21 protein-coding genes are annotated in these 25,448 nt (G+C 73.6%); 13 read left to right on the plus strand and 8 right to left on the minus strand.

Annotated elements, in window-relative coordinates:
• Window positions 1-36 precede the first annotated feature (36 nt).
• The 4 genes from ACIBPC_RS22015 to ACIBPC_RS22030 all read left to right on the plus strand — a co-directional run bounded on the left by ACIBPC_RS22015 (window position 37) and on the right by ACIBPC_RS22030 (window position 2,392).
• Window positions 37-210, plus strand: a complete 174-nt coding sequence (locus ACIBPC_RS22015) for a hypothetical protein (protein ID WP_362961604.1) — start codon at window positions 37-39, stop codon at window positions 208-210.
• Window positions 211-267: 57 nt separating this feature from the next.
• On the plus strand, window positions 268-1,257 hold the full coding sequence (locus tag ACIBPC_RS22020) for a diiron oxygenase (protein ID WP_398846892.1): 990 nt from the start codon (window positions 268-270) through the stop codon (window positions 1,255-1,257).
• A gap of 167 nt (window positions 1,258-1,424) precedes the next feature.
• On the plus strand, window positions 1,425-2,153 hold the full coding sequence (locus ACIBPC_RS22025; protein ID WP_362961608.1) for a helix-turn-helix domain-containing protein: 729 nt from the start codon (window positions 1,425-1,427) through the stop codon (window positions 2,151-2,153).
• Complete coding sequence (locus ACIBPC_RS22030) at window positions 2,153-2,392, plus strand: hypothetical protein (protein ID WP_398846894.1); 240 nt, start codon at window positions 2,153-2,155, stop codon at window positions 2,390-2,392. The genes ACIBPC_RS22025 and ACIBPC_RS22030 overlap by 1 nt, the downstream gene beginning before the upstream one ends.
• Window positions 2,393-2,731: 339 nt before the next feature.
• On the opposite strand, the gene ACIBPC_RS22035 is transcribed toward ACIBPC_RS22030, so the two are convergent.
• Together ACIBPC_RS22035 and ACIBPC_RS22040 are read right to left on the minus strand one after the other, a co-directional pair.
• Window positions 2,732-3,373, minus strand: a complete 642-nt coding sequence (locus tag ACIBPC_RS22035) for a gamma carbonic anhydrase family protein (protein WP_398846896.1) — start codon at window positions 3,371-3,373, stop codon at window positions 2,732-2,734.
• 71 nt (window positions 3,374-3,444) lie between these two features.
• Window positions 3,445-4,089: a dihydrofolate reductase family protein gene (locus ACIBPC_RS22040; protein WP_398846898.1), complete on the minus strand. Its 645-nt coding sequence runs from the start codon at window positions 4,087-4,089 to the stop codon at window positions 3,445-3,447.
• Between the two features lie 95 nt (window positions 4,090-4,184).
• Between ACIBPC_RS22040 and ACIBPC_RS22045 the strand changes: the two genes are divergently transcribed.
• Together ACIBPC_RS22045 and ACIBPC_RS22050 are read left to right on the plus strand one after the other, a co-directional pair.
• Entirely contained in the window at window positions 4,185-4,682 is a 498-nt protein-coding gene (locus ACIBPC_RS22045; protein ID WP_362961616.1) for a helix-turn-helix domain-containing protein, read from the plus strand.
• A gap of 120 nt (window positions 4,683-4,802) precedes the next feature.
• Window positions 4,803-5,264 (plus strand): nuclear transport factor 2 family protein, encoded by a 462-nt coding sequence (locus ACIBPC_RS22050; protein ID WP_398846900.1) that lies wholly within the window; start codon window positions 4,803-4,805, stop codon window positions 5,262-5,264.
• On the opposite strand, the gene ACIBPC_RS22055 is transcribed toward ACIBPC_RS22050, so the two are convergent.
• Window positions 5,251-5,817: a dienelactone hydrolase family protein gene (locus ACIBPC_RS22055; RefSeq protein ID WP_398846902.1), complete on the minus strand. Its 567-nt coding sequence runs from the start codon at window positions 5,815-5,817 to the stop codon at window positions 5,251-5,253. The genes ACIBPC_RS22050 and ACIBPC_RS22055 overlap by 14 nt on opposite strands.
• Before the next feature lie 102 nt (window positions 5,818-5,919).
• Here ACIBPC_RS22055 and ACIBPC_RS22060 point away from each other — a divergent pair, with 102 nt between their 5' ends.
• A complete protein-coding gene (locus ACIBPC_RS22060; protein WP_398846904.1) occupies window positions 5,920-6,942 on the plus strand; it encodes an NlpC/P60 family protein in 1,023 nt (340 codons plus the stop codon).
• Between the two features lie 7 nt (window positions 6,943-6,949).
• Here ACIBPC_RS22060 and ACIBPC_RS22065 read toward each other — a convergent pair whose 3' ends face one another.
• Window positions 6,950-7,453, minus strand: coding sequence for a roadblock/LC7 domain-containing protein (locus ACIBPC_RS22065; RefSeq protein WP_398846906.1), 504 nt, complete (start codon window positions 7,451-7,453; stop codon window positions 6,950-6,952).
• Window positions 7,450-9,804 carry a nitrate- and nitrite sensing domain-containing protein gene (locus ACIBPC_RS22070; protein WP_398846908.1) on the minus strand — a complete coding sequence of 785 codons (2,355 nt, stop codon included), beginning with the start codon at window positions 9,802-9,804 and terminating at the stop codon, window positions 7,450-7,452. Before ACIBPC_RS22070 ends, ACIBPC_RS22065 begins: the two co-directional genes overlap by 4 nt.
• A gap of 448 nt (window positions 9,805-10,252) precedes the next feature.
• Here ACIBPC_RS22070 and ACIBPC_RS22075 point away from each other — a divergent pair, with 448 nt between their 5' ends.
• From ACIBPC_RS22075 to ACIBPC_RS22100, 6 genes are all read left to right on the plus strand, one after another.
• On the plus strand, window positions 10,253-11,050 hold the full coding sequence (locus ACIBPC_RS22075; protein ID WP_398846910.1) for a hypothetical protein: 798 nt from the start codon (window positions 10,253-10,255) through the stop codon (window positions 11,048-11,050).
• A gap of 277 nt (window positions 11,051-11,327) precedes the next feature.
• Window positions 11,328-12,185 carry a lysozyme gene (locus ACIBPC_RS22080; protein WP_398846912.1) on the plus strand — a complete coding sequence of 286 codons (858 nt, stop codon included), beginning with the start codon at window positions 11,328-11,330 and terminating at the stop codon, window positions 12,183-12,185.
• 272 nt (window positions 12,186-12,457) lie between these two features.
• Complete coding sequence (locus ACIBPC_RS22085) at window positions 12,458-13,189, plus strand: spermidine synthase (protein WP_398846914.1); 732 nt, start codon at window positions 12,458-12,460, stop codon at window positions 13,187-13,189.
• 159 nt (window positions 13,190-13,348) lie between these two features.
• On the plus strand, window positions 13,349-14,191 hold the full coding sequence (locus tag ACIBPC_RS22090; protein WP_362961631.1) for a response regulator transcription factor: 843 nt from the start codon (window positions 13,349-13,351) through the stop codon (window positions 14,189-14,191).
• Between the two features lie 61 nt (window positions 14,192-14,252).
• On the plus strand, window positions 14,253-15,290 hold the full coding sequence (locus ACIBPC_RS22095) for a HAMP domain-containing sensor histidine kinase (RefSeq protein WP_362961887.1): 1,038 nt from the start codon (window positions 14,253-14,255) through the stop codon (window positions 15,288-15,290).
• A 320-nt stretch (window positions 15,291-15,610) separates the two neighbouring features.
• A complete protein-coding gene (locus ACIBPC_RS22100) occupies window positions 15,611-19,381 on the plus strand; it encodes a multifunctional oxoglutarate decarboxylase/oxoglutarate dehydrogenase thiamine pyrophosphate-binding subunit/dihydrolipoyllysine-residue succinyltransferase subunit (RefSeq protein WP_398846916.1) in 3,771 nt (1,256 codons plus the stop codon).
• A 149-nt stretch (window positions 19,382-19,530) separates the two neighbouring features.
• On the opposite strand, the gene fxsT is transcribed toward ACIBPC_RS22100, so the two are convergent.
• The 3 genes from fxsT to ACIBPC_RS22115 form a co-directional block, all read right to left on the minus strand.
• Window positions 19,531-22,509 (minus strand): FxSxx-COOH system tetratricopeptide repeat protein, encoded by a 2,979-nt coding sequence (gene fxsT, locus ACIBPC_RS22105; protein ID WP_362961635.1) that lies wholly within the window; start codon window positions 22,507-22,509, stop codon window positions 19,531-19,533.
• 170 nt (window positions 22,510-22,679) lie between these two features.
• Window positions 22,680-24,059, minus strand: a complete 1,380-nt coding sequence (locus ACIBPC_RS22110) for an aKG-HExxH-type peptide beta-hydroxylase (protein ID WP_398846918.1) — start codon at window positions 24,057-24,059, stop codon at window positions 22,680-22,682.
• Entirely contained in the window at window positions 24,056-25,264 is a 1,209-nt protein-coding gene (locus tag ACIBPC_RS22115; protein ID WP_398846920.1) for an FxsB family cyclophane-forming radical SAM/SPASM peptide maturase, read from the minus strand. The genes ACIBPC_RS22110 and ACIBPC_RS22115 overlap by 4 nt, the downstream gene beginning before the upstream one ends.
• Window positions 25,265-25,448 lie beyond the last annotated feature (184 nt).

The following is a 25,448-nucleotide window of genomic DNA, read 5'->3' on the forward strand; positions in this document are numbered from 1 at the left end:
GAGGGATTGTCAGTGCCACCCGTTAGGCTCGTTTGTATGTCCGAAGCACCTGAATCGACCGCTGTGCCCCGCTCCGCCGCCGTCCTCAACGAGGAGATACGCGCGCTGTGGACACGGGTCGCCGGTCGTCCGGCGGACGAGCAGCGCCGGGAGTACGAGCGCCTGCTCGCCGAGTGGGTCGCCGCCGCCCGCGCGGGGGCGAGTCGCTGACGGACGGGCGGCGCACGGGGATTGACGCCCCTTACTGACAGGTAGTCTCATAAGGGGATGGCTGTCGCACCGCGCCCCGCGCCCGTCCCGGACGGGCCCGCGGAAGAGACCTTCAACGACTTCTCCGACGACGACATCGCCGCCCTGCGGGACTCGCTCGGCTCGCTCCGCAGCAGGGAGCGGGTGGCCGAACGGCTGCTCGCCTCCTCGGCCAGGCACTCCTTCGACCCGGACACCGAGCTGGACTGGGACGCCCCCTGGACCGAGGGCCTGTGGTACTGGCCCCCGGAACTGGTGTCCCTCTACGACACCCCGCTCTGGTACGCCATGCCGGAGGAGCAGCGGATCGACCTGTCCCGGCACGAGTCGGCCGCCCTCGCCTCGCTCGGCACCTGGTTCGAGCTGATCCTCATGCAGCTGCTCGTCCGCCACATCTACGACAAGCCGCAGACCAGCGCCCACGTGCGGTACGCGCTGACGGAGATCGCCGACGAGTGCAGGCACTCGATGATGTTCATGCGCGCCGTACGCAAGGCGGGCACACCGGCGTACCCGCCCGGCCGCCTCCACCACAACCTGGCGCGCGTCTTCAAGACGGCCTCCACGACGCCGGGTTCGTTCACCGCCACCCTCCTCGGCGAGGAGGTGCTCGACTGGATGCAGCGCCTCACCTTCCCCGACGAACGCGTCCAGCCGCTGATCCGGGGCGTGACCCGCATCCACGTGGTCGAGGAGGCGCGGCACGTGCGGTACGCCCGCGAGGAGCTGCGCCGCCAGATGCGCGTCGCGCCCCGCTGGGAACGCGAGCTGACCCGTATCACAGCCGGGGAGTTCGCGCGGATCTTCTCGGTCGCCTTCGTCAACCCCCGTGTGTACACGGCCGTCGGGCTCGACCGCGCCGAGGCGGTGGCGCAGGTACGGGCCGGCGCGCACCGGCGCGAGGTCATGCGGCAGGGCGCACGCCGGCTCACGGACTTCCTGGACGAGATCGGCGTGCTGAGCGGCGTCGGCCGCGCGCTGTGGCGCCGCTCCGGCCTGCTGGCCTGACCCGCCCACCGGCCTCCGCCGTCCGGCGCCTCCCGTCGGGCACCTCTTGTCCAGCACCTCTTGTCCAGCACCTCTTGTCCAGCACCTCTTGTCCAAAAAGAGCGGCCGCCACCGGCCGATCCGCCATGCCCCGGCACACCGGGACGCGGGCGGTTACCCTTCGGGACATGAGCAGCCCACCCGTCGCGCCCCGTCCGGCGTACCGCCGCCTGAGCGTGGAAGAGCGTCACGGCCAGCTGATCGCCACCGCGCAGCGGCTGTTCGCGAGCCACCCGCCGGAGGACGTGTCGCTCGACGACGTGGCGCGCGCCGCCGGGGTGTCCCGTCCGCTGGTGTACCGCTACTTCCCCGGCGGCAAGCAGCAGTTGTACGAGGCCGCGCTCGGCAGCGCGGCCCGCGACCTGGAGCTGTGCTTCGCGGTGCCCGAGGAGGGCCCGCTCAGCGAACGGCTCGCCCGCGCCCTCGACCGCTACCTGGCCTTCGTCGACTCGCACGGCGAGGGCTTCACCGCGCTGCTGAAGGGCGGCAGCGTGGTCGAGACGGCCCGCACGAGCGCCATCGTGGACAGCGTGCGCCGCGCGGCGGCGCAGCAGGTGCTCGTCCACATGCGGGTCGCCGCCCCCGGCCCGGACCTCCACATGGCGCTGCGGACGTGGATCACGGCGGTCGAGGCGGCCTCGCTGATCTGGCTGGACGAGAACAAGCAGCGCCCCGCGTCCGAGCTGCGGGACTGGCTGGTCGAGCACTTCGTGGCCGTCCTCATGGTGACGGCAGGGCGGGACGCGCAGACGGCGGCCACCCTGCGCGCCGCCGCCGCGCTCGAACCGGCGGGCGGCCGGGTGGACACCATGGTCGAACGGACCCTGGCCGCCATGGGCCCCGAGGCGGCGGACTGATGCGCAGCGAACGGACCCCGTTCGTCGGCGGGCCGCTCGACGGCCGGGTGCTGCCCGTGCTGGTCGGCGCGACGGGCAAGCCGCCGAAGCGGTACGAGGTGCCCGTCCCGGGCGAGGACGGCGAGCCCGGCACGGTGCACGTCTACCACCTCGAACCGGCCGGCCACACCCGCCGCCTGCGCCTCCCGCGCGGCTGGGTCTACACCTACGAACCCCCGCCCGCCCCGCCGGAACCGTAGACGGACCTCAGGCCTGTTCCTCGAAGGCGCACCCACCGCAGGGCTGTCACGCCACGGCGGACGGCGGGTCCGCCGTGGCTGGTGGTGGCGAGAGCCGATGAAGGCCGCGCTCGGCCGCCGGTCCACTCCGGGACCGCCCTCGGGCTCGTCTTCGGAGGAGGCGTCCGGCCCAGGAGCCGGGGGAGCCCCAGGCGCCAGGCCGGCAGGACGATCCCCTTGAAGAGGGGCCCTGACCCGTGGTCGGGCGGCGCGGCGCAGGCGGACCCGGCGGACGGGACCGGGCGCCGGAACGGACCGCGGCCCGGATCCCCGCGTCCCCCGGCGCACCGCGACGAGTGCCTAGCCGTGACCGAGTACCTCGTCGTCCGCGTGCGCGCCGAACTCGGCGACGCGCACCTCGGCGATGCGCTCGTACCGGTTGATCCGGTCGGTCCACTCCGCGTCGACGCCGAACGCCGCCCGCGCGAAGCCCACCCGCCCGACCGCCTCGGCCAGGCCCGGATCACCGGCTGCCAGCAGCCGCACCGGCGCGTCCAGCGCCACGGTCCCCGGCGGCACGAAGAACTCGTCCGGCAGAACGGTGCGCGCGTGCACGAGCGCGCCGACGGCGACGACCGAGCCGGGCCCCAGCCGCGCGCCCTGGAGGACCGTCGCCGTCGTCGCCACGTAGACGCACCTGCCGACCTCGCAGCCGAGCAGCGTGGCATGCGGCCCGACGAAGACGTGGTCGCCGACGAGCACCGGCTGATCACCGGCCACCGCGGACGCGCGCAGCACCGCGTTCTCGCAGACCACCGCCGCTTCACCGACCTCGATCCGCGATCCCTCGGCGTCGAGCACCGCGCCGTACATCACCCGGGCCCTCGGCCCCACGCGGACATCGCCGACGAGCGTGGCCGTCGGGGCGACGTAGGCGGTCGGATGCACCTGCGGTTCCCGCCCGCGGTGGCGGACACGGACTCCCTGCGGTTCGGCGGTCATGGGCGAAGCCTCGGCCGCCCGGCCGCGCGGACGCTGGCGGATTCCGGACGTCGCGCCCGCCCGGCGCGGCCTCAGCCGGTGGTGATCCGGTTCCAGAAGTTGTGCGTGAGGCCGCTCGCCGAGGTCACCGACTCGACGGTGAAGCGGTCCTGGACGTCGGCCAGCCCCTCCCACATCGAGACCCCGCCGCCGAGGATGGCGGGCACGGTGACCAGGTGCATGAAGTCGACGAGATCCGCCGCCAGGAACTGCCGGATGGTGGAGGGGCCGCCGCCGATGCGCACGTCCTGGCCGTCCGCGAGCTCCAGGGCGCGGGCGAGCGCCTCCTCGGGGGTGGCGTCGAGGAAGTGGAAGCTCGTCCCGTTGTCGAAGTGGATGGGCTCGTGCCGGTGGTGGGTGAGCACGACCACGGGCGTGCGGAACGGCGGCTCGTCGCCCCACCAGCCCCGCCAGCCGTCGTCGGTCCATTCGCCGGTCTGCGGACCGAACTTGCCCCGGCCCATGATCTCGGCCCCGATGCCCTGGCTCCAGGTGCTCGTGAGCGCGCGGTCGACGGTGATCGGGTCGTCCACGGCCTGGACGCCGTGGATGACCCGCCCGTCGTAGCGCGTGAACATCTTCTCGGCGCCACCCATGGGTGACTCCATCGTGATCGTCTCGCCCGCGCTGTAGCCGTCGAGGGAGACGTGGAAACCGTGCACGCGAAGCTTCGCCATGCGGTCCACCTCCAGTAAGTGATTGCAAAGTGCAATTGGTAGGTGAAACCCTACAATGGACGAGTTGCGAGTTGCAATCACTCAGGGGGTGCACGATGCGTGAGGAGCCGCGTTCGGGGTGTGCGATCAACGCGGCGGTGGAGGTCCTGGGGGACCCGTGGTCCCTGATCGTGCTCCGCGACGTGATCTTCGGCGGACGCCGCCACTTCCGCGATCTGCTGACCAGGAACGACGAGGGCATCGCGTCCAACATCCTCGCCAGCCGCCTGCGCAAGCTCGTCGAAACGGGCCTCCTCACCCGCGACGACGCCACCCGCGGCCGGAAGGCGACCTACACCCTCACCGAAGCGGGCATCCAGACACTCCCCGTGATGGTCGCCCTCGGCGCGTGGGGGCTGCGGCACCGGCCCACGACCCCGGAACTCGCGGTCCGTGCCCGCCTCCTCGCGGAGGGCTCCCCCGACCTCGCCGACGAACTCATGGACGAACTGCGCGAGATCCACCTCGGCATCCCCCGCGAGAACCCCCCGAGCCCCAGCGCCTCCGAGCGGTTGCGGCAGGCGTACGAGGCCACCCGCGCACAGGCCCTGTGACCCCCCGCGGGTCCGCCGGGCCCTTACCTCCGGGGTAATCGACCCGCCGCACGCGGGCGGCGAGGATTCCGGTACCCGCCGCGCCCGCCCGGCGCGGCCCGATGATCGGAGCACCGCCCCATGGCCGCAGCCGCACCCGTGACCACCCGCGCCGTCGTGGAGGAGCTGCTGCGCCGGATCGGCGAGGGCGACCCCCGGCGCATCGCCGAGCTGTACGCCGAGCGGAGCGACTGGCGGCTGGACTGGCCCGAGGCCGAGCACGGCCGGGCCGCCACCCCGTGGATACGCCACCGCGCCACCCGCGCCGACGCCGCCGCGCACTTCCGCGACCTGGCGGACCACCACGTGCCGGAGCAGGCCGCGACCGTGGTCGAGCGCGTCCTCACCGACGGCCCCGACGCCGTGGTGCTCGGCGAGATCCGCCAGACCGCGCGCTCCACAGGACGCGCCTACCGCGCCCGGTTCGCCCTGCACCTCACCGTCGAGGACGGCCTGGTCACGCGCCACCACATCTACGAGGACAGCCTCGCCGTCGCCCAGGCGTTCGCCCCGGCGGACGGTGCGGACGTCACAGCCCGCTGAGGAGGCCTGCCACCCGCTCCCAGGTCAGGCCGGCGGCGGCCGGGTCGAAGTCGGGCAGCTCGGCGTCGGTGAAGAAGTGTCCGGCGCCCGGGTACCGGAAGACCTCCAGCTCCACCCCCGCCTCCCGCGCCGCCGCGCGGAGGGCCGCGACCCGTTCCGGGGGCGCGAACGGGTCCGGCTCGGCGGCGTGCAGCTGCACCCGCGCCCCGGGGCGTACGGCGGGGGGCAGCCCGGCCGCGCCGTGCAGGAGGAGGACGGCGGCGGCAGCGGGGCGTTCCGGCCAGAGCGAGGAGACGACGCCCGCGCCCATGGAGAACCCCGCGAGCACGGCCGTGTCCGGCAGTCCGGCGAGGGCGCGCCGCGCGCGTCCGGTCACGGCCGCCCAGCCGATCCCGTCGAGCAGCCTGACCCCCTCCCCGACGGTGGGGGCGGTCGCACCCGCGAAGAGGTCGGGCGTCACGACCTCGTGCCCGGCGGCCCGCAGCCGCTCGGCGGCGCGCAGTTCGACGGGGCGCAGGCCGAGCACGGAATGGAACAGTACGACGGTGGCCACGCCGCCATCGTGCCGTACGCGGCGCCACCCGTTCGGGCGGGTGGCGGCGGGTGGCGGCGCGTCCGGTGCGGCGTCGATGCGACAACCAGGCAACGTGCTGGTATGACCAGACCGCTCCGGTGGCTGTCCCTGGCCCTTGGCCTGCTCGCTCTCACCGCCCTGCCCGCGCCCCCCGCCGCCGCAGAACCGGCCGACAGCCTCCCCGCGCTGCTCACCGAACTCGGCGCGCTCTACGAGGAGTCGGGCCGCGCGACCGAGGTCTACCAGGAGACCGCCCGCCGCCTGCGGGACCAGCGCGCCGAGGTGCGGCGGCTGAACGAGCGCCTCGCCGCCACCAGGACCGACCTCGCCGACGCGCGGCGGCTGGCCGGTGCCCTCGCCCGCGAGCAGTACCGCCACGGCGGCGCGCCCCTGCCCGACGTCCTGCGGATGCTGTTCGGCGAGGCGCCCGAGGGCCGCGACCTGCACGACCGGACGGTGGCCCGGCGCGCGGCGCGCGCCCAGGCGTCCGAGATCACCCGCCTCGCCGAGGGCGAGCGGCGCGCCGACGAACTGGCCACCGCCGCCCGCGAGGCGCTGGACGAGCAGCAGACCCTGGCGGCCGAGGAGCGCAGGCAGCGCGACGAGATGCGCGACCGGCTCGCGGAGGTCACCAGGCTGCTCGCCACCCTGGAACCCGCCGAGACGACCGGCGCGACCGGCGCGACGGGCGCGACGGGCGCGACAGAGACGGCCGACACGCCACCGGCGGCCACCGGCGTCACCACCGACCAGGCCCCCGGCAGCCCCGGCACCCGCGCGCCCACCCCGGCGGGCGCCCGCGCCCTGGCGCACGCCCTCGACCTGGTGGGCACCCCGTCCGACCCGGTCGCCCTCGTCACGGACGCCTGGGCGCGGGCGGGCCGTACGCTCCCGGACTCCCCCGCCGCCCTCTGGGCCGCGCTCCCCCAGGTGTCCCTGGGCGAGCTGCGCCCCGGCGACCTGGTGGTCTACGGCACGGACGCCTCGCACGTCGCGCTCTACGCGGGCGACGGCCAGGTCGTCCACGCCCCGGGGCCCGGCGAAGCGGTCGCCGTCGCGCCGCTGGCCGTACGCCCCGTGCTCGGCGCCGTCACACCCGGCTGACGCGGCGTCAGACCGGGCGCGGCGTGGCCGAGCGCAATTCCGCGCGCAGTTCGGGGGTGAGCAGGTGTCCGGCCCGGCCGACGAAGAGCGCCATGTGGTAGGTCACCGTGCTCATGTCGGCGTCCGGCTCGGTCCAGGCGCCCAGGAGCGAGCCGTCGCTGATCGACATGACCAGCAGGTTGCCCGACTCCATCGCGACCAGCGTCTGCCGTACGGGGCCGCCCTCCATCAGCTGGGCGGCGCCGTTCGTCAGCGAGCCGAGGCCCGAGACGATCGTCGCCAGGTCGGCGGTGGCGCCCTGCGGGCCGCCGGTGGCGGCGGCGGGACGCGGTGTGTCGGCGTCCTCGGAGGACAGCAGCGGCAGGCCGTCCGCGGAGACGACCGCCACCGAGGTGACGCCTGGCACCTCCTCGACCAGCCGGGTCAGCATCCAGCGCAGGTCGTGCCCGCTCCTGCTGCGGATACCGGTCAGCGGATCGGTCCCGGGGGCGGGGATCGGTGTCGGTGTCATGACGGCGTCTCCTCTCCGGTGGGCCCGGTCTGGGGACCAACGGTCCTGGCGGCGTCGCGGTGCCCGTCCCTGGCGCCGCGCTGGAAGCCGCCGAGTCGGCGGCGCAGTTCGTCGGCGTCCACCGCGCGGGCGCGCGCGGCGGACGGCTCCTGCGGGGCGGGGACGGCGCCCGGCGTGCGGCGGGGCAGCCCGCTGCCCGTGACGGGGTGGGCCCGCGGCGTGGTGTCGTCCGCGCGGGCGTGCTCGGCGGGCGGGGCGGGCGCGGCGTGCCGTGCGTGCGGCACGGTGGGGATGCCCGCGGCCGGGGTGACGGGCTCCTGCGGGATCAGCCCGGCCGTCGGCACGCCCGCGGCGGGCGTGACGGGCCCCGGCACGGCGGCGGTGGGCACCGGGCCCGTGTCGGCCGGGCCGAGGCGCGAGGGGTACGAGACGCCCGGCCGGTCCTCCACCAGCACGGCCGGCACGGCGACCTCCGCGACCGTCCCGCCGCCGGGGCGCTGCCGCAGCCAGCTGCGCAGCCCGTGCCGGGCGGCGAGGCGCGCGACCGTGTACAGGCCCATGCCGATGCCGAAGCCCTCGCCGCTGCCGTCGGCGCCCTGCGGCGGGGTGACGGAGTCGGCCAGCCGGTGGTTCAGCTCGGCGAGCCGCGCCGGGGACAGGCCGACGCCCTCGTCCTCGACGGACAGGAGCAGTTCGCCCTGGGTCCAGCGGCCGGTGAGCCGCACCCGCGCGCCTGGCGGCGAGAACGCGGTGGCGTTGTCCAGCAGTTCGGCCAGGAGGTGGCTCAGGTCCCGGGCCGCGTAGCCGGTGATCCAGACGGCGGGCGGCGGCGGGGTCGTCTCCACGACCTCGTAACGCTCTATCTCGCTGACCGCCGCGCGCGCGACGTCGATCAGCGGCATCGGCTCGCTGAGCTGCTGGAGCGGCTGGGCGCCGGCGAGCAGCAGCAGGTTCTCGCCGTGGCGCCGCATGCGGGCGGCCAGGTGGTCGAGCGAGAAGAGGATCGCGAGCTGGTCGGGGTCGGCCTCGTGCTCCTCCAGGCCCTCGATGACGGCGAGCTGCTCGCCGACGAGCGCGAGGAGGCGCTGCGCGTGGTGGGCGAACATGCCGTGCACCGCGCCGTGCAACGCGGCGAGGCGGGCGTGCAGTTCGCTCTGCTCGGACAGCAGCCGGTCACGCTCGGCGCGCAGGCCGCCGCCCTCCTGCGCCGCGGCGGCCGCGTCCTTGGCGGACTCGGCGGCGCGCTGGTGCAGCGTCACGGCGCGGGCGTGCAGCGCGTTGACTGCGGAGACGACCTCGGCGAACTCGTCGTTGCGCCCGGTGTACTTGACCGGCTCCTGGCCGGTCGGGTCGGCGGCGACGCGGCGGCTGCCGAGGCGTACGGCGGCGAGCGGCCGCGTGAGCGACCTGGCGGTGTGGACGTTGACGCCCAGGGCGAGGCCGAAGGCGAGCAGGATGATCAGGCCGGTGACCCACAGGCCGGTGAAGTCGTCGTCGTTGAGCGCGTCGAGGTCCTCGACGCGCTGCTCGGTGAGGGTGCCGAGCAGGCCGCGCAGGGCGCCCGTGCGGGCCAGCAGCGCGTCCTGGACGGCGTCGGGGTCGAGGGCGCGGTCGGCGTCGTCCAGGTAGGGCGCGTCGGTGAGCTGCGCCAGGTACGCGGCGGCCTGCTCTGCGTCGTCCCCGCCGAGCGCGCGCTCGTACGCCGCGCGGCCCGTGTCATCGGCGGTGGCGGCGAAGTCGTCGAGGGCCTCGGACTCGCGGACCGCCTCGCGCTGGGCCAGGGCGGTGAGTTCGCCCTGCTCGCCGCCGCCGGTCAGCGCGGCGAGCAGCAGGCCGCGGGTGGCCGAGGAGGCGTGGACGGCGCGGGCGAGGTCGGGCAGGGCGTCGGCGGTCGGGTCGCTGGCGCGTTCCGGCCTGGCGCGGCTGACGGAGCGCAGGAGGCCGTCGAGTTCGCCGATCACGTCGGTGTACGCGCGGTACGTGTCGGCGGGCGCCGCCTCGCCTGACAGGGCCAGTTCGCGGGCGGCGGCGACGCCGTCGAGGCTCTCGCGCAGCTCCGGCGCGGCCTCGGGCCGCAACTGGCCGATGCCGCGGTCGGCGCGGTCGCGGGCGTCCTCGGGCAGGGCGGCGGCGAGGACGTCGGCGTCGCCGGTGACCCCGGCGACCACGAGGGCGTCGCGTTCGTCGGCGAGGGCGTGCGAGAGCGAGAGCGCGCGGCCCGTGAGCCGCGCGTCGTCCACGAGCCGCTGCGATCCGGTCCAGTCCTCGTAGGCGCCGTAGAGGGCGGGCGCGCCCGCGCCCATGACGGCGAGGCCGGTCAGGAACACACCGGCGACCAGCCGGCTGCGCACCCGTACACGCCGGCGGCGCGCCGCGTGCGTCCGGGAGCCTGACGAGGCGGAAGGGGACGGCTCTGCGGGGTCGTGAAGTCTCGTCTTCCGCACCTGCGCTCGCATTCTCGTCACTTAGGCACCGAACCATGCCAGTGCCGACGGGGCACGGGGCGCTCTCGCCGGTCCGGCCACTCGAAGGAGTGAACAGCACCCGAACTCACCGGACAAGCCGATGCCGTTCCGCCGCCGTCGGCGGTCCGGGGCCCGTTTGGAATTCCGCCCCGGCTCCTGGCAAGATCCGCTTCCGGTTCGCCCATGGGCTCGCCCTCCACGAGGCGGCTGTCGCCGCGCGCATTCCGTCCACAGCGTCGGACACCGCGGTATCCACCGGTCGGGTCCCGCGGTTTCCCACGCCGCATATCCCCTGAATCGCTGACAAATGCCAGCCTACGGCAGACTTGTCGGCATGCGCATCCAGTCGGTCACCGAACCGGGCACCCCCGGACGTGCCAACGAGGACTTCGCCGGTACCGTCGCCCCCGCCTCGGGGACGGGCGGCGCCCTCGTCCTCCTCGACGGCGTGACAGCCCCGCCGGGACCGTACGGCTGCGCGCATCCGGTCGCGTGGTTCTCGGCGGCGCTCGGCGGCACGCTGCTCGAACTGGCCGGTACCCGGCGGGACATGGCGCTGGCCGACTGCCTGGGCGCCGCGATCGCGGCGACGGCGGACCGGCACCGGACGACGTGTGACCTTTCTCACCCGCGGACGCCGCAGGCCACGGCGGTCTGCGCCCGCTGGGACGAGGCGCGGGTGGAGTACCTCGTACTGTCCGACTCGGCGCTGCTGATGGAAGGTCAGGACGGCGCCGTGCGACCGGTGCTGGACACGCGCCTGGACGATCTGCGGCCCGCCGCGCGGCGGTTGCCGCCGGAACGGCGCGCGGCGTTCGTCGAGGGGCTGCGGAACGCGGAGGGCGGCTTCTTCACGGCGGCGGCCGACCCGTCGGTGGTGCGCCTGGCGCTCACCGGTTCCGTCCCGCGCGGGGAGGTGCGCCGTCTCGCGGCGCTGAGCGACGGGCTCGGGCGCTGGGTGGAAACCTTCACCCTCGGCGACTGGTCGGACCTCTTCGGGGAACTCGTGACGGCCGGTCCCGGCGCCGCCGTCGAACGGGTCAGGGCGGCGGAGACGGCCGATCCGCTGGGGCAGAACTTCCCGCGGGTAAAGGCGCACGACGACGCCTCGGTGATCCTGGTGGACCTGTAGCGCGGATACGCGATCCGGCGTTCCGACAGGCGTGCCGGGATCCGCAGCAGGCTTTCCGTCAGTGATCCGACACTTTCACGACTGAAAGTTGTCAGCAACCAAGGCGTTCACGCATAACCGATCACCGACGCCAGCGGTATGGACCAACGGCGCTTCCATAACCCTCTTTCGCGCCATCATCTACACGCATTACCTTCACTTTTGGCATGGCCACACCATGTGCGATGCCGACGAGCCGGTCTCGTCCCCCCACAGCGAGGTCTCCGAAAGGCAGTACATGCCCATGAACGGAACCGGTAAGGCCAGCACACGCGCCGGTGCACGCCGGCGCACCGTCCCGCTCGTCCTCGGGATGGTCAGCGCACTCCTCGCGCTCCTGTTCGCCGCCCCCGGTGTCGCCAGCGCCGACGACACCCCGACGATCGGCTCCGCCTGGATGGGATCGACCGTCCTCGAACACGAGGGCGGCAGCCGGGTGTACAGCAAGCCCGCCGTCTCGCCCCTGGCCACCGTCGAAGGCGTGGACGTGTCCAGCCACCAGGGCAACGTCGCCTGGTCCACGCTCTGGAACGCGGGCAACCGCTTCGCCTACGTGAAGGCGACGGAGGGCACGACGTACAAGAACCCGTACTTCACCCAGCAGTACAACGGGTCCTACAACGTCGGCATGATCCGCGGCGCCTACCACTTCGCGCTGCCCAACTCGTCGAGCGGCGCTTCCCAGGCCAACTACTTCGCCAGCAACGGCGGCGGCTGGTCCGCCGACGGCAGGACCCTGCCCGGCGTGCTCGACATCGAGTACAACCCCTACGGCGCGACCTGCTACGGCCTGAGCCAGGCCGGAATGGTCAACTGGATACGCGACTTCCTCAACACCTACCACTCGCGCACCGGCCGCTACGCGGTGATCTACACCACGACGAACTGGTGGCAGACCTGCACCGGCAACTACAGCGGCTTCGCCAGCAACCACCCGCTGTGGGTCGCGCGCTACGCGTCCTCGGTCGGCGCGCTCCCGGCGGGCTGGGGCTTCCACACCTTCTGGCAGTACACCTCCACCGGCCCGACCGTGGGCGACCACAACGTCTTCAACGGTGCCATCGACCGCCTGCGGGCGCTGGCCACCAACAGCTGATCCCCCACGGGACATCCGGCGCACCGCGGCTCCGGCCGGCGCCCGTCCGCGCCGGCCGGAGCCGTCCCGCACCAGATCCCGATCCCGTTCTCCCGATCCCTGTCTCCCAGCCACGCTCCGGGCAGACCCGCCGCTCCACCAGCCGGGCCTCTCCGTCCGCACAGGTCGGGTGCCCCGGACCGTCCGTCCCACACCCACCGTTCCCCGGCTGACCGGAAACGAGCGGTGGGAGCCACGCCGTACGGGCGGGGGCCATGCGGGAAGATGACCGCATGGCCCCCGCTCCGCTGTCCCCCGCCGCCCCAGGCCCCGACCCCGGCGACCGCCCCGTGGTCCTCGACCGCAGGGAGGGCCCGTACGGCGAGGTGGTGCTGCGGCGCCACGGGGACCTGCTGCAGATCATCGCCAACGGCTGTTTCCTGATGGACACCTCGGACGGCCGCTCGGAACGCCTCCTGGTGAGCGCGGCCCTGGACGCCCTGGACGCCTCCGCGACCGCGCGGCCCGGCCTCCTGATCGGCGGCCTCGGCGTCGGCTTCTCCCTCGCCGAGGCCGCCGCCGAACCCCGCTGGGGCCGGATCGACGTGGCCGAACGCGAGCCCGCCGTCATCGACTGGCACCGCACCGGCCCCCTCGGCGCCCTCACCCGCGACGCCCTCGCCGACCCCAGGACCCGGCTGCTCGCCACCGATCTGCTGGCGCACCTGCGCCGACACCCCCAGCACTACGACGCGTTGTGCCTCGACATCGACAACGGCCCCGACTGGACGGTGACCGAGGACAACGAGGGCCTCTACGCCCCCGAGGGCCTCGCCGTCTGCCGCGCCGCGCTCCGCCCCGGCGGCGTGCTGGCCGTCTGGTCCGCCCAGGACTCGGCCGATTTCCCCCGCTTGCTGGGGAACGCCGGGTTCACCTCGGTAACCACCCTTGAGGTCCCGGTCGTCCGGGGCGCTCCCGACGTGCTGTTTCTCGCCAGCCATCATGTCGCCAGTCCGATCACGTAGCCGGGCGTCCGCGTTCCGCTCTACGCTGCTTCCCAAGTGTTCATCAGCACATTCACCGATCCGACAGCAGCGACAGCAGCCAGGATTCAGCCGACTGGCACCGGGATGATGCCCCGGGGGCGGGACACCATGACACAGACAGACACCAGGACGTCAGCGATGGACCGGAACCATCACGAGCAGGCACCCCCACAGAACGGCCACACCGACAACGGGCACGCCACCCCCGAGCGCGGCGCCCACCACACCACGACGGCGACCACCCCCGGCGCGCAACGGCGCGTCCTCGTCGTGGAGGACGACCCCACCATCGTCGAGGCCATCGCCGCCCGCCTGCGCGCCGAGGGCTTCCTCGTGCAGACCGCGGCCGACGGCCCCGCCGCCGTCGAGACCGCCGCCGCCTGGCACCCGGACCTCCTCGTCCTGGACGTCATGCTCCCCGGCTTCGACGGCCTGGAGGTCTGCCGCCGCGTGCAGGCCCAGCGCCCGGTGCCCGTCCTCATGCTGACCGCGCGGGACGACGAGACGGACATGCTCGTCGGCCTCGGCGTCGGCGCCGACGACTACATGACGAAGCCGTTCTCCATGCGCGAACTCGTCGCCCGCGCCCATGTGCTCCTGCGCAGGATCGAACGCGCCGCCGTCGCCGCGACCACGCCGAGGCCCGGGAGCGTCCGCCTCGGCGACCTGGAGATCGACCGCACCCAGCGGCGCGTCCGCGCGGCCGGCAAGGACATCCACCTCACGCCCACCGAGTTCGACCTGCTGATGTGCCTGGCGCGCTCGCCCCGCGCCGTCCTCACCCGCGAGCAGTTGCTGGCGGAGGTCTGGGACTGGGCGGACGCCTCCGGCACCAGGACCGTGGACAGCCATGTGAAGGCGCTGCGCCGGAAGATCGGCGCCGAGCGCATCCGCACGGTGCACGGTGTCGGGTACGCGCTGGAGACCCCGCCGGGATTCGCCGGGGAGAGCGGTCCCGCAGCGGGTGCGGGCGAGGTCTGACCGCGTGGCCGACCTCGCCCGGCATCCCGTCTGGCGGCGGGGGCGGCACCTGCTGTGGCGGATGCTCCGCCCGTTCGACCCGATGCGCTCGGTGAAGGCGGCGCTCGGCTGGCTGGTGATCATCTCCGTGGGGATCACCACGCTGCTGATCCTCATGGCGTACCGCTCGGACATCGAGCTGCAGGTGATCGCGATGATCGCCATCATCGCCTCCCTGCTGGTGACCCAGTTCGTCGCGCACAGCCTGGCCACGCCGGTGCTGGAGATGACGTCCGCCGCGCGTGCCATGGCGCGCGGGGACTACGACCGCCGCGTGCACGTCGCGCGGCGGGACGAGCTGGGCGACCTCGGGCACGCGTTCAACCGCATGGCCGCCGACCTCCAGGCGGCCGACCGGCAGCGCCGCGAGCTGATCGCGAACGTCTCCCACGAGCTGCGCACCCCCATCGCGGGGCTGCGGGCCGTGCTGGAGAACGTGGTGGACGGCGTCTCGGACGCCGATCCGGACACCATGGCGACGGCGCTGCGCCAGACGGAACGGCTCGGCCGCCTCGTGGCGCAGCTGCTCGACCTCTCCCGCCTGGAGGACGGCGTGGTGCCGCTGCAGCCGCGCGGCTTCCAGGTGGAGCCCTACCTCGCGGCGGTGCTGAACGACGCCACCGTCGCCCTCAAGCGCGGGCACGCCAGGACGGACGTGAAGCTGCGCCTCGACGTCGTGCCGGGCAACCTGCGGGCGCACGCCGACCCGGAGCGCCTCGACCAGGTGGTCACCAACCTGGTGGACAACGCGGTGAAGCACAGCCCGCGCAACGGGCAGGTGACGGTGCGCGCCAGGCCGGGCGCGACGTACGGCGGGCTGGTGATCGAGGTGCAGGACGAGGGCCCCGGGATACCGCCGGAGCAGCGGGAGCTGGTCTTCGAACGCTTCGGCCGCGGCACGATCGAGGGCGTCACTCCGCGTGACGGCGGGACGGGCCTCGGGCTCGCGATCGCCCGCTGGGCGGTGGATCTGCACGGCGGGACGATCGGCGTGGCCGAATCACGCCGCGGATGCCGGATACGGCTCACCCTTCCAGGTAACGCGAAGGCAAACAATTGACGTAAGGTCGGGGGCGGACCCCACGCCGGGACGATCCGGCGTCCGGCAGCTTCCCGGCCGTTCCCGCCGCTCGTACGCGGCGGGCGGCCTCTGGCCAGGCGAGAGCCGACGGCGGGACGGCCGCACCGGTGGTCGCGGTCCGTCATTGCCGTTTTCCGCCGAACCTGGCGACATCCCCGTTCGTTCGCACCGCGAAACCCCGCACACGATGTGGTGTAGGCCACGTCTGGGCGGCCAGGACTGCGCCGGGGGGCTCTTGGGGCGTAGCCTTGATTTCCGCTGTCCATCACCTTGCGAAGCGGAAGAGGGCGGTTGCCGCCGTGTCGCCACAGTCTCCGAACACCTCGAACACCGACACCGAACGATCCGGGGGATCACACCCCGCGTCGGGCTTCGGTGCCAACGAGTGGCTAGTCGACGAGATCTATCAGCAGTACCTCCAGGACCCGAATTCCGTCGATCGAGCCTGGTGGGACTTCTTCGCCGACTACAAGCCGGGGGGTGACGGCAGCGCGTCGGACCAGGCTCCGGCGCCCCAGGCGCAGGCCCAGGCCGCGCCCGCCGCGGCTCCGGCCGCTCCGGCGCCCGCGAAGCCCGCCGCCCAGGCCGCTCCCGCGACCGCCCCGGCGGCCGCGGCACCCGCCGCACCCGCGAAGGCGGCCCCGGCCAAGCCCGTGGGCCAGCGGCCCCCGGCGCCGCAGCCCGCGGCCGGCCGGAAGAAGACGGAGGAGGAGCCCCCCGCGCAGGAGGGCCCCGAGTTCGTCACCCTCCGCGGCCCCGCCGCCGCCGTGGCGAAGAACATGAACGCCTCCCGCGACCTGCCGACCGCCACCTCGGTCCGCGCGGTCCCGGTGAAGCTCCTGTTCGACAATCGCATCGTCATCAACAACCACCTCAAGCGCGCCCGCGGCGGCAAGGTGTCCTTCACGCACCTCATCGGCTACGCCATGGTGCAGGCGCTGAAGGCGATGCCCGCGATCAACCACTCCTTCACCGAGAAGGACGGCAAGCCCACGCTGGTCAAGCCCGACCACGTCAACCTGGGCCTCGCCATCGACCTGGTGAACAAGAACGGCGACCGCCAGCTCGTCGTGGCCGGGATCAAGAAAGCCGAGACGCTCTCGTTCTTCGAGTTCTGGCAGGCGTACGAGGACATCGTCCGGCGCGCCCGCAACGGCAAGCTGACGATGGAGGACTTCTCCGGCGTCACCGCCTCGCTGACCAACCCCGGCGGCATCGGCACCGTCCACTCCGTGCCGCGCCTGATGCCCGGTCAGGGCGTCATCCTCGGCGTCGGCGCCATGGAGTACCCGGCCGAGTTCCAGGGCACCTCACAGGAGACCCTGAACCGCCTGGGCATCTCCAAGGTCATGACGCTGACCAGCACCTACGACCACCGCGTCATCCAGGGCGCGGCGTCGGGCGAGTTCCTGCGCCTGATCAGCCAGCTGCTGCTGGGCGAGCACGGGTTCTACGACAGCATCTTCGAGGCGCTGCGCATCCCGTACGAGCCGATCCGCTGGCACGTGGACATCGACGTCAATCACGACGACGAGGTCACCAAGGCCGCCCGCGTCTTCGACCTGATCCACGCCTACCGCGTGCGCGGCCACCTCATGGCCGACACAGACCCGCTGGAGTACCGCCAGCGCCGCCACCCCGACCTGGACATCAACGAGCACGGGCTCACGCTGTGGGACCTGGAGCGCGAGTTCGCGGTCGGCGGCTTCGCGGGCAAGTCGATGCTCAAGCTGCGCGACATCCTCGGCGTGCTGCGCGACTCGTACTGCCGCACCACCGGCATCGAGTACATGCACATCCAGGACCCGAAGGAGCGCACCTGGATCCAGGAGCGCGTCGAGCGTCCGCACACGACGCCCGACCGCGACGAGCAGCTGCGCATCCTGCGCCGCCTGAACGCGTCCGAGGCGTTCGAGACGTTCCTCCAGACCAAGTACGTGGGCCAGAAGCGCTTCTCGCTGGAGGGCGGCGAGACCGTCATCCCGCTGCTCGACTCGGTGCTGGACGAGGCCGCGGGCGACAAGCTGGACGAGGTCGTCATCGGCATGGCGCACCGCGGGCGGCTCAACGTGCTGGCCAACGTGGTCGGCAAGTCGTACGCGCAGATCTTCCGCGAGTTCGAGGGCAACCTCGACCCGAAGTCGATGCACGGCTCCGGCGACGTGAAGTACCACCTGGGCACCGAGGGCACGTTCACCGGCCTGTCAGGCGAGACGATCACGGTGTCGCTGACGGCCAACCCGTCGCACCTGGAGGCCGTGGACCCGGTCGTCGAGGGTGTCGCCCGCGCGCGGCAGGACATCATCGGGCGCGGCGGCGCGGACTTCACCGTCCTGCCCGTCCTGATCCACGGCGACGCCGCGTTCGCCGGGCAGGGCGTGGTCGCCGAGACGCTGAACATGTCGCAGCTGCGCGGCTACCGCACCGGCGGCACGATCCACGTCGTCATCAACAACCAGGTCGGCTACACCGCGAGCCCGGCCGCCGCCCGTTCGTCCACGTACTGCACGGACGTCGCGCGCATGATCGAGGCGCCGATCTTCCACGTGAACGGCGACGACCCGGAGGCCGTCTGCCGTGTCGCGCGGCTGGCCTTCGAGTACCGGCAGGCGTTCAACAAGGACGTCGTCATCGACCTGGTCTGCTACCGGCGCCGCGGGCACAACGAGACGGACAACCCCTCGTTCACCCAGCCGCTGATGTACGACCTGATCGACAAGAAGCGCTCGGTGCGCAAGCTGTACACCGAGTCGCTGATCGGCCGCGGCGACATCACCCTGGAGGAGGCCGAGCAGGCGCTCCAGGACTTCCAGAACCAGCTGGAGAAGGTCTTCAAGGAGGTCCGCGAGGCCACCGTCACCCCGGCCCCGGCCGAGGTGAACACGCCGCGCCCCGAGTTCCCCGTCGCCATCGAGACGGCGGTGAACGAGGAGGTCGTCAAGCGGATCGCCGAGTCCCAGGTCAACATCCCCGACCACATCACCGTGCACCCGCGGCTGCTGCCGCAGCTCCAGCGGCGCGCGGCGATGGTCGAGGACGGCACGATCGACTGGGCCATGGGCGAACTGCTCGCCGTCGGCTCGCTGCTGATGGAGGGCACGCCGGTGCGCCTGGCGGGCCAGGACTCGCGGCGCGGCACGTTCGGCCAGCGGCACTCCGTGCTGATCGACCGCAAGACCGGCGAGGACTACACCCCGCTGCTCTACCTGACGGAGGACCAGGCCCGGTTCAACGTCTACGACTCGCTGCTCAGCGAGTACGCGGCGATGGGCTTCGAGTACGGCTACTCGCTGGCCAGGCCGCAGGCGCTGGTCATGTGGGAGGCGCAGTTCGGCGACTTCGCGAACGGCGCGGCGACCGTCATCGACGAGTTCATCTCCTCGGCCGAGCAGAAGTGGGGCCAGACGTCCGGCGTCACGCTGCTGCTGCCGCACGGGTACGAGGGCCAGGGGCCCGACCACTCGTCGGCGCGCATCGAGCGGTTCCTCCAGCTGTGCGCCCAGAAGAACATGACGGTCGCGCTGCCCACGGTGCCGTCGAACTACTTCCACCTGCTGCGCTGGCAGGTGCACAACCCGCACCACAAGCCGCTGGTCGTCTTCACCCCGAAGTGGATGCTGCGCCTGAAGGCCGCCACCTCGAAGGTGGAGGAGTTCACCACCGGCGGCTTCCGGCCGGTCATCGGGGACACCACGGTGGACCCGGCGGGCGTGCGGCGCGTGGTGCTGTGCTCCGGCAAGGTCTACTACGAGCTGGCGGCGGAGCGCGAGAAGCTGGGCCGCCAGGACGTGGCGCTGGTCCGCCTGGAGCGGCTGTACCCGCTGCCGGCCGACGAGATCCGGAACGAGCTGGCGCGGTACGCCAACGTCGAGTCGGTCGTGTGGACCCAGGAGGAGCCGGCGAACCAGGGCGGCTGGCCGTTCATCGCGCTGAACCTGCCCGAGCAGGTGGAGGCCGCCGCGCGGGTGCGCCGCATCTCGCGTTCCGCGTCGTCGTCCCCCGCCGTCGGGTCCGCGAAGCGGCACCAGGCCGAGCAGCAGGCGCTGCTCGACGAGGTGTTCGACATCTGAGCCCCGGTCCCCGGCGGTCGCCCCGACGGGGCCGCCGGGGCCCGCACACCACAGGCCGGAGGGCCGGGCCCCGCCGTATTCGTACGGCGGGGCCCGGCCCTCCGGCGGTGTCGGGTCGGGTCGGGTCGCGTCAGGTCAGTCAGAACGGGTCAGGTCAGCAGGGGCTCGAAGTCCCAGTAGGGGCGGACGCGCGAACGGGCGCTGACTGTGTGGACGTGCTGCGAGCCGAGGGTCGAGATCAGCCCCGACAGCGCCTCCTCCTCGACCTTGTCCGCCTCGTCCCGCTGCCGCAGGCCCCGCAGGTCGGTGGCGTGGGCGACCTGCGCGGAGAGGTACAGCGGGTGCGTCCGGCCGAGGACGGCGGCGGCGCGGCGCGCCGTGTCGCGGCTCAGGTCGGCGGCGCCCTCGACGTCGCCCTCCAGGTTGCGGCCCGCCGAGGCGTTGAGCGCGACGCCCAGGGTCCAGGGGTGGTCGGCGCCCAGGGCGGCCGTCATGTCGGCGAGGCACTCCTCGTTGATCAGCAGCGACTGCTGCCGCTCCCCCGCCGCCCGCAGGACCAGCGCGTGGTTGACGGTCGTGCCGATCGTGTAGGGGTGCTCGGGGCCGAGGGTGCTCAGGTAGTGCTCCACGACGCGCTCGCCGATGGCACGCGCCTGGTCGAGGTTGCCGTGGACGCGCTGGACGAACGCGTAGCACGTCGCGATCTGCTGCGTCAGCGGCGACAGGTCGCCCATCACCCGCTCGGCGCGCTCCAGCAGGCTGCCGAGGCGCGCGTGCGCCGTGCTGCGGTCGCCGCCGCGCAGGACGCACAGGGCGAGGTTCAGCTCGGCGATCAGCGTCTGCGGATTGTCGGCGCCCATGACGTCGCGGTGGACGGCGACGCTCTGCTCCTGGATGGAGAGCGCCTCGCTGTAGCGGCCGAGGAGCCGCAGGTCGTACGCGTACATGATCTCGGAGCTGAGGGACCAGTTGTGGCGGAAGCCTAGGAGTTCGCGCCTGGCCTGGAGGTTGACACCGTCGGCCCTGCTCGCCTCCTCGTAGCGGCCGAGGAGGCGCAGGGAGACGGCCACGTTGTTGCGCGCGTTGAGGGTGCGCGGGTCGTTGTCGCCGACGAGGGCGCGGTAGCCGTCGAGGACCTCGCGGCTCACGTCGAGCGACTCGTCGTAGCGCGCGAGGCCGCGCAGGTCGGCGCTCAGGCCCTCCTGGGCGCGCAGGACCGACAGGCTGTCCGGGCCGTGGTGGCGGCCGAGGTGGTCGATGACGGCGCGGTCGAGGCGCTCGGTGCGCGCGTACGCGCCGGTGGCGCGCAGCAGGGTCGCGTACTCGGAGTTCAGCTCCCAGATGAGGGGGTGGTCGGCGCCGAAGATGTCCTTCCACGCCTGCTCGGTCCGCTCGGCGAGCTGGATGCCGATGCTGTACTCGCCCGCCAGGTAGAGGTAGGTGAGGCAGTTGAAGATCAGCTGGTGCATGCTCGGGTGCGTGCTGCGCAGGGCGCCCGACGCGTCGAGGTGCGGCACGATCTTCGCGAAGCGCGACCAGCGGCGGGTGTCGGCGGCGCGCTGCGGGTCGGCCGCCGTCAGCGCGCGGCGCACGCCGCGCGAGAACAGCTCCTGGTCCGACTTGGACATCCCGGCGCGCACCGTCTGCTGGACCATGCGGTGCAGGTGGATGGTCCCCGCCTCCGGGTCGGTCTGCTGCTCGGGGACCTCCCAGCGGATGACGGAGTACTGGACGAGCTTGGTGATCGCGGAGTTCCAGCGCAGGGGGTCGTCCATGAGGCCGGTGAGCCGCTCGGGCAGGTCGTTCACCGGGATGCCGCGCACCAGTTGGGCGGGGATGGCGCCCGGCGCGAAGAAGGCGCACAGGCGCAGCAGGTCCACGGCCTCGGGGACGGTCTCGCGCAGCCTGTTCAGCAGTATCGAGAAGGCCGTGTAGTACGTCATGGGGAAGTCGGCGGCGACGCGCAGGCCCAGCTCGACCTCCGAGCCGCTGTTGAGCAGGTCGACGTAGTCGGCCACCGACATGGCGGCGTCGCTGAGCCAGCCCGCGGTCTGGTCGAGGGCGAGCGGCAGGTCGCCGAGCGCGTCGGCGAGCAGGTCGGCCTCGGCCGGGGAGATGCGGGGCGCGCGGCGGCGGATGAACGCGACGGACTCCTCGCGCTCGTAGCTGTTGACGGCGTGGAGGAGGGTGTTGTGGTCCTCCCACTGCCTGTCCTGCGAGGTGATGATGACGTGCCCGGGGCCGCCGGGCACCAGGTCGGCGATGGGGCCCGGGTCGTCGGCGCCGTCGAGGACGATGAGCCAGCGGCCGTGCGGCTCGCCGCGGCGCAGCGCGTTGCCGACGGCGCGGAGCCGCTCGCCGTACTCGGGGCCCGTGGTGAGGCCGAGGGCGGGGGCCAGTTCGGCGAGGCGCTGGCGCAGGGTGCCGCGCTGGTCGGCGGGGACCCACCAGACGAGGTCGTACTCGGTGCCGAAGCGGTGGACGTACTCGGCGGCGATCTGGGTCTTGCCGACGCCGGAGATGCCCCACAGGGTGATGACGCCCGCGCCCGGCTCGGCGCGCTGGAGGGCGTTGTAGATCGTCTGCATGGTGTGCTCGCGGCCGGTGAACCGGACGTTGCGCCGGGGCACGCCGCCCCAGATGTGCGGCTGCTCGTACGGGAAGCGGGGGCCGCGGCGTCCGCTGAGGGTGGGGGGCGCGTCGGCGGGGGCGGGGCCCAGCATGCGGATGAGGCGGCGTTCGGCCTCGCGGGCGCCCGTGCCCCACAGTTCGACGACGCCGCCGAAGGCCGTGGCGGCGATGGGCATGGTCTGGGCGGTCTGCGCGGAGACCGAGACGGCGGCGAAGCGGTGCGCGGCGGGGGCGACGACAGCGCGCAGGGCGTCGTTCCACTCCTCGTCGGAGCGGGGGCCGAGCTTGAAGTACCAGTCGGAGAGTACGACGAGGATGCGGCCCTCCAGGAAGAGCAGGTCGCGCAGCGCGTCGGCGAGCGGGACGCCCACCGGCGGGTCCCAGCGCTGGACGGCGACCTCGAAGCCGTGGCGCTCCAGACGGTCCCGCATCCAGGCCGCCCAGGGCCGGTTGAACCCCGCGTAGCTGATGGTGATCCGCTGGTCAGGGCTGCGCACTGGGCTCTCCTCCACGGTCGCGGGACCGTCCTCGCCGCTCGCTCCGGCCGGCGGCACTGCTCCGTTCTGCGGCACTGCTGTCTCCCCCGGGACGTGGGGCGCGGCGGGTGCCGCGCCGGTTGTGCGACGGGCCGTCAGGTCCCTTTCCTGGAACATACACCCCGGATACGTCAGGTAACCGTTCGTCGGGGATGCTGCCTGAGCCAGAGGGTGCGGGCCGTCTCGACGTACGCCGTGGCGCGGATGCGGTGGCCGTGCGGGGGCGCGGGATCGCGCAGTTCCTCGTGCCGCGCGGCGATGGCGTCGACGAAGACGCGCCCCGCGTCGGTGAGGCGGCGGCTGCCGCGCAGGACGGGCAGGACGGCGTCCACCTGCGCGTGGCAGCGGGCGTGCGCCGCCCAGGCGTGGTCGCGCGCCGCCGGGTCGTCCAGGGCGAGGGCGAGGCGCTGCCAGAAGCCGGCGAGCGCGAGGTGGGCGTAGACGCCGTGGAGGAAGCCGTTGAACGGGCGGGGGTCGGGGCGCCAGGGGGCCCAGTAGTCGGGGGCGTCGCCTGCCGTGTGGAGGCGTACGAGGTCGGTGAGCGCGCAGAGTTTGGCGTGCTGGAGTTCGTGGGCGAGGCCCGCCGCGAGGTCGGCGGCGGTCGGGGGCGTGCTGGCGAGGACGGCGCCGAACGCGCTGGGGCTGGTGCCGCTGGAGTGGGACGCCCCGACGTTGACGCCGACGCCGGTGGGCGGTCCCGACAGGGGGACGATACAGTCGAGGAGGGCCAGTTCGGCGGCCCGGGCGTCGCCGCCGTGGCCGAGGAGGGGCAGTGCGTCGTGCCACAGTGCGGCCCAGTGGGCGCGTTCCGCGGGGGCGAGCGGTCCGCTGCGGTTGGCGAGGCGGCCGGGGTCGAGGTCGTCCAGGAGGACGGGGCGGGGGCCGCCGTGCAGGGTGTGCGGGACGAGCCAGCGGGGGTCGTCGGAGTACCAGGCGCCGGTGGGGTCGCGGAGGATTTCGGCGGTGGATCCGCCGGGTGCGCGCAGCAGGAGGTGGCCCGTTCCCGCGGTGAGGGTGACGGCGGTGCCGTCGGGTGCGGGGCAGCGCAGGGCGCCGAGGGTGGGGAGGGTGACGCGGCCGTCGTGGACGGTGAGGCCGGTGGTGAACGAGAGGTCGGCGTGGGCGGCGGCGGACGCGGCCAGCGAGCCGAGGTGGGCGATGTCGCGCGCGGCGCTCTCGCCGTCGCCGGGGGCGGTGGCGGCGCCGGGCTGGAGCCATTTGACGCAGCGTTCGGCCCAGGGGCCCGTGAGGGAGTAGAAGAGGACGCGGCGGGCGGCGTCGGGGGCGGCGCGTTCGGCGTTCTCCAGGAGGTCCGCGTGGTGGCGGGCCAGGGCAGCCGCGGGGCCCGGGGTGGCGTCGGCGGTGTCGACGGCGTCGAGCAGGACGCGCAGCAGGAGCAGGCGGCGCGTGTGCTGTCCGGCGGTGAGGAGGGCGAGTGTGGAGTCGCTGCCTTCCGTGGCGCCGAGGGCGGCGATGTCGTGGTCGGTCAGGGTGGTCGGTGGGGTCTTCATGCGGCGGCCCGGTGGAGTTGGGTGGCGATGTGGCCGATGACGCGCTGGAGATCGGCGCAGTAGACGGACGGGTTGCGGAACGCGTCCGGGGTGCGGTCGGGCGCGTCCTGGCCGTCCGCCGCGCGGTAGCGGTGCGCGTAGTGCCCACCGCCGCAGACGTCGAGCAGGGGACAGCGCAGGCAGGCGTCGGCGAGTGCGGCGAGACCTGCCTGGCGGGTGGCGACGCCGGGGTGGGCGAGTGCGGCGTCGAACGGGGAGCCGAAGATGTCGAGCCCGGTGGCGGCGGCGCCCTCGTAGGCGCTCTTGAGGGAGTCCACCTGCTCGATGCCGCCGTCCGTCTCGACCACGACGGCGGTGAACGGCTGGAGGCCCATGCTCTCGGTGGCGGCGGGCAGGCCGAGCAGGAGGGCGATGCACTCCTCGAAGAAGCGGACGCGGGTGCGGCGGCGGTCGGCGTTCCACCACAGGTCGAACACGGTGCACAGCCAGTCGCCGTAGGGCGTGGGCGACGCGGCGGGCGCGGGCAGTCCCGGCGGCGGGTGCGTCCAGTTGCCGTGCGGCAGGAGGAAGTCCACGGCGGGCGGGTCGAGTCCGAGGAGCGAGCGGTAGACCTCGGCGGGGTCCGACGCCGGGTCCACGACGCACAGCGCCCCGGCGTACGAGGCGCGGTGGCGGTCCTGGGCGAGGAGGCGCGCGGCCCGTTCGATGCCGGCCCAGGCGGGGCGGCCCGCGTGGTCGACGCGCTGGGCGTTGTGGGCGGCGAGGCCGCCGTCGAGGCTGAGGCCGACGCTGATGCCGTGGCGGGTGAGGGCGGTCAGCTTCTCCTCGGTGAGCAGCACGCCGTTCGTCTGCACGGTGGCGAGGACCGTGCACCCGGCGGGGACGCGGTCGCGGACGTCGCGGACGAAGGCGCCCAGGGTGTCGGGGTCGGTGAGCAGGGGCTCGCCGCCGTGCAGCACCACGGACAGGGCGGGCAGCCCGTGGGCGGCGGCGTGCTCGGCTATCCGCTCGGCGGTGCGGGCGAGGGTGGCGGGGCGCGCGGTGACGGGCTGGCGGCGCCAGCCGCTGTCGGCGGCGAAGTACATGTAGCAGTAGCGGCACGCGAGGTTGCAGCGGCTGTTGACCTTCACGATGAACTGCTGGAACGGCACCGCCCCCGGCGGGCGGCCGGGCGCGTGCCGGGTCGCCTCGGCCCTTCCGCGCACGCTCTGCTGATCCCCCTGTCCCTGGACCCGCGCGTCCCGCGCGCGGTGCGTTCCGTCGGAGAGTTGTCCGATGCGGACCTCGTGTAAACGGCGGTGGTCAACTCCTGTCCGTATGGGGCACGCAATGGTCCGGAAACGTTCGGGTGATGGCGGGTGCCGGTGCGGAGGAGGCGTACGGGGCGGG

The organism is Streptomyces sp. NPDC049879 (assembly GCF_044461265.1).
In the GTDB taxonomy this organism is placed as follows: Bacteria; Actinomycetota; Actinomycetes; order Streptomycetales; family Streptomycetaceae; genus Streptomyces.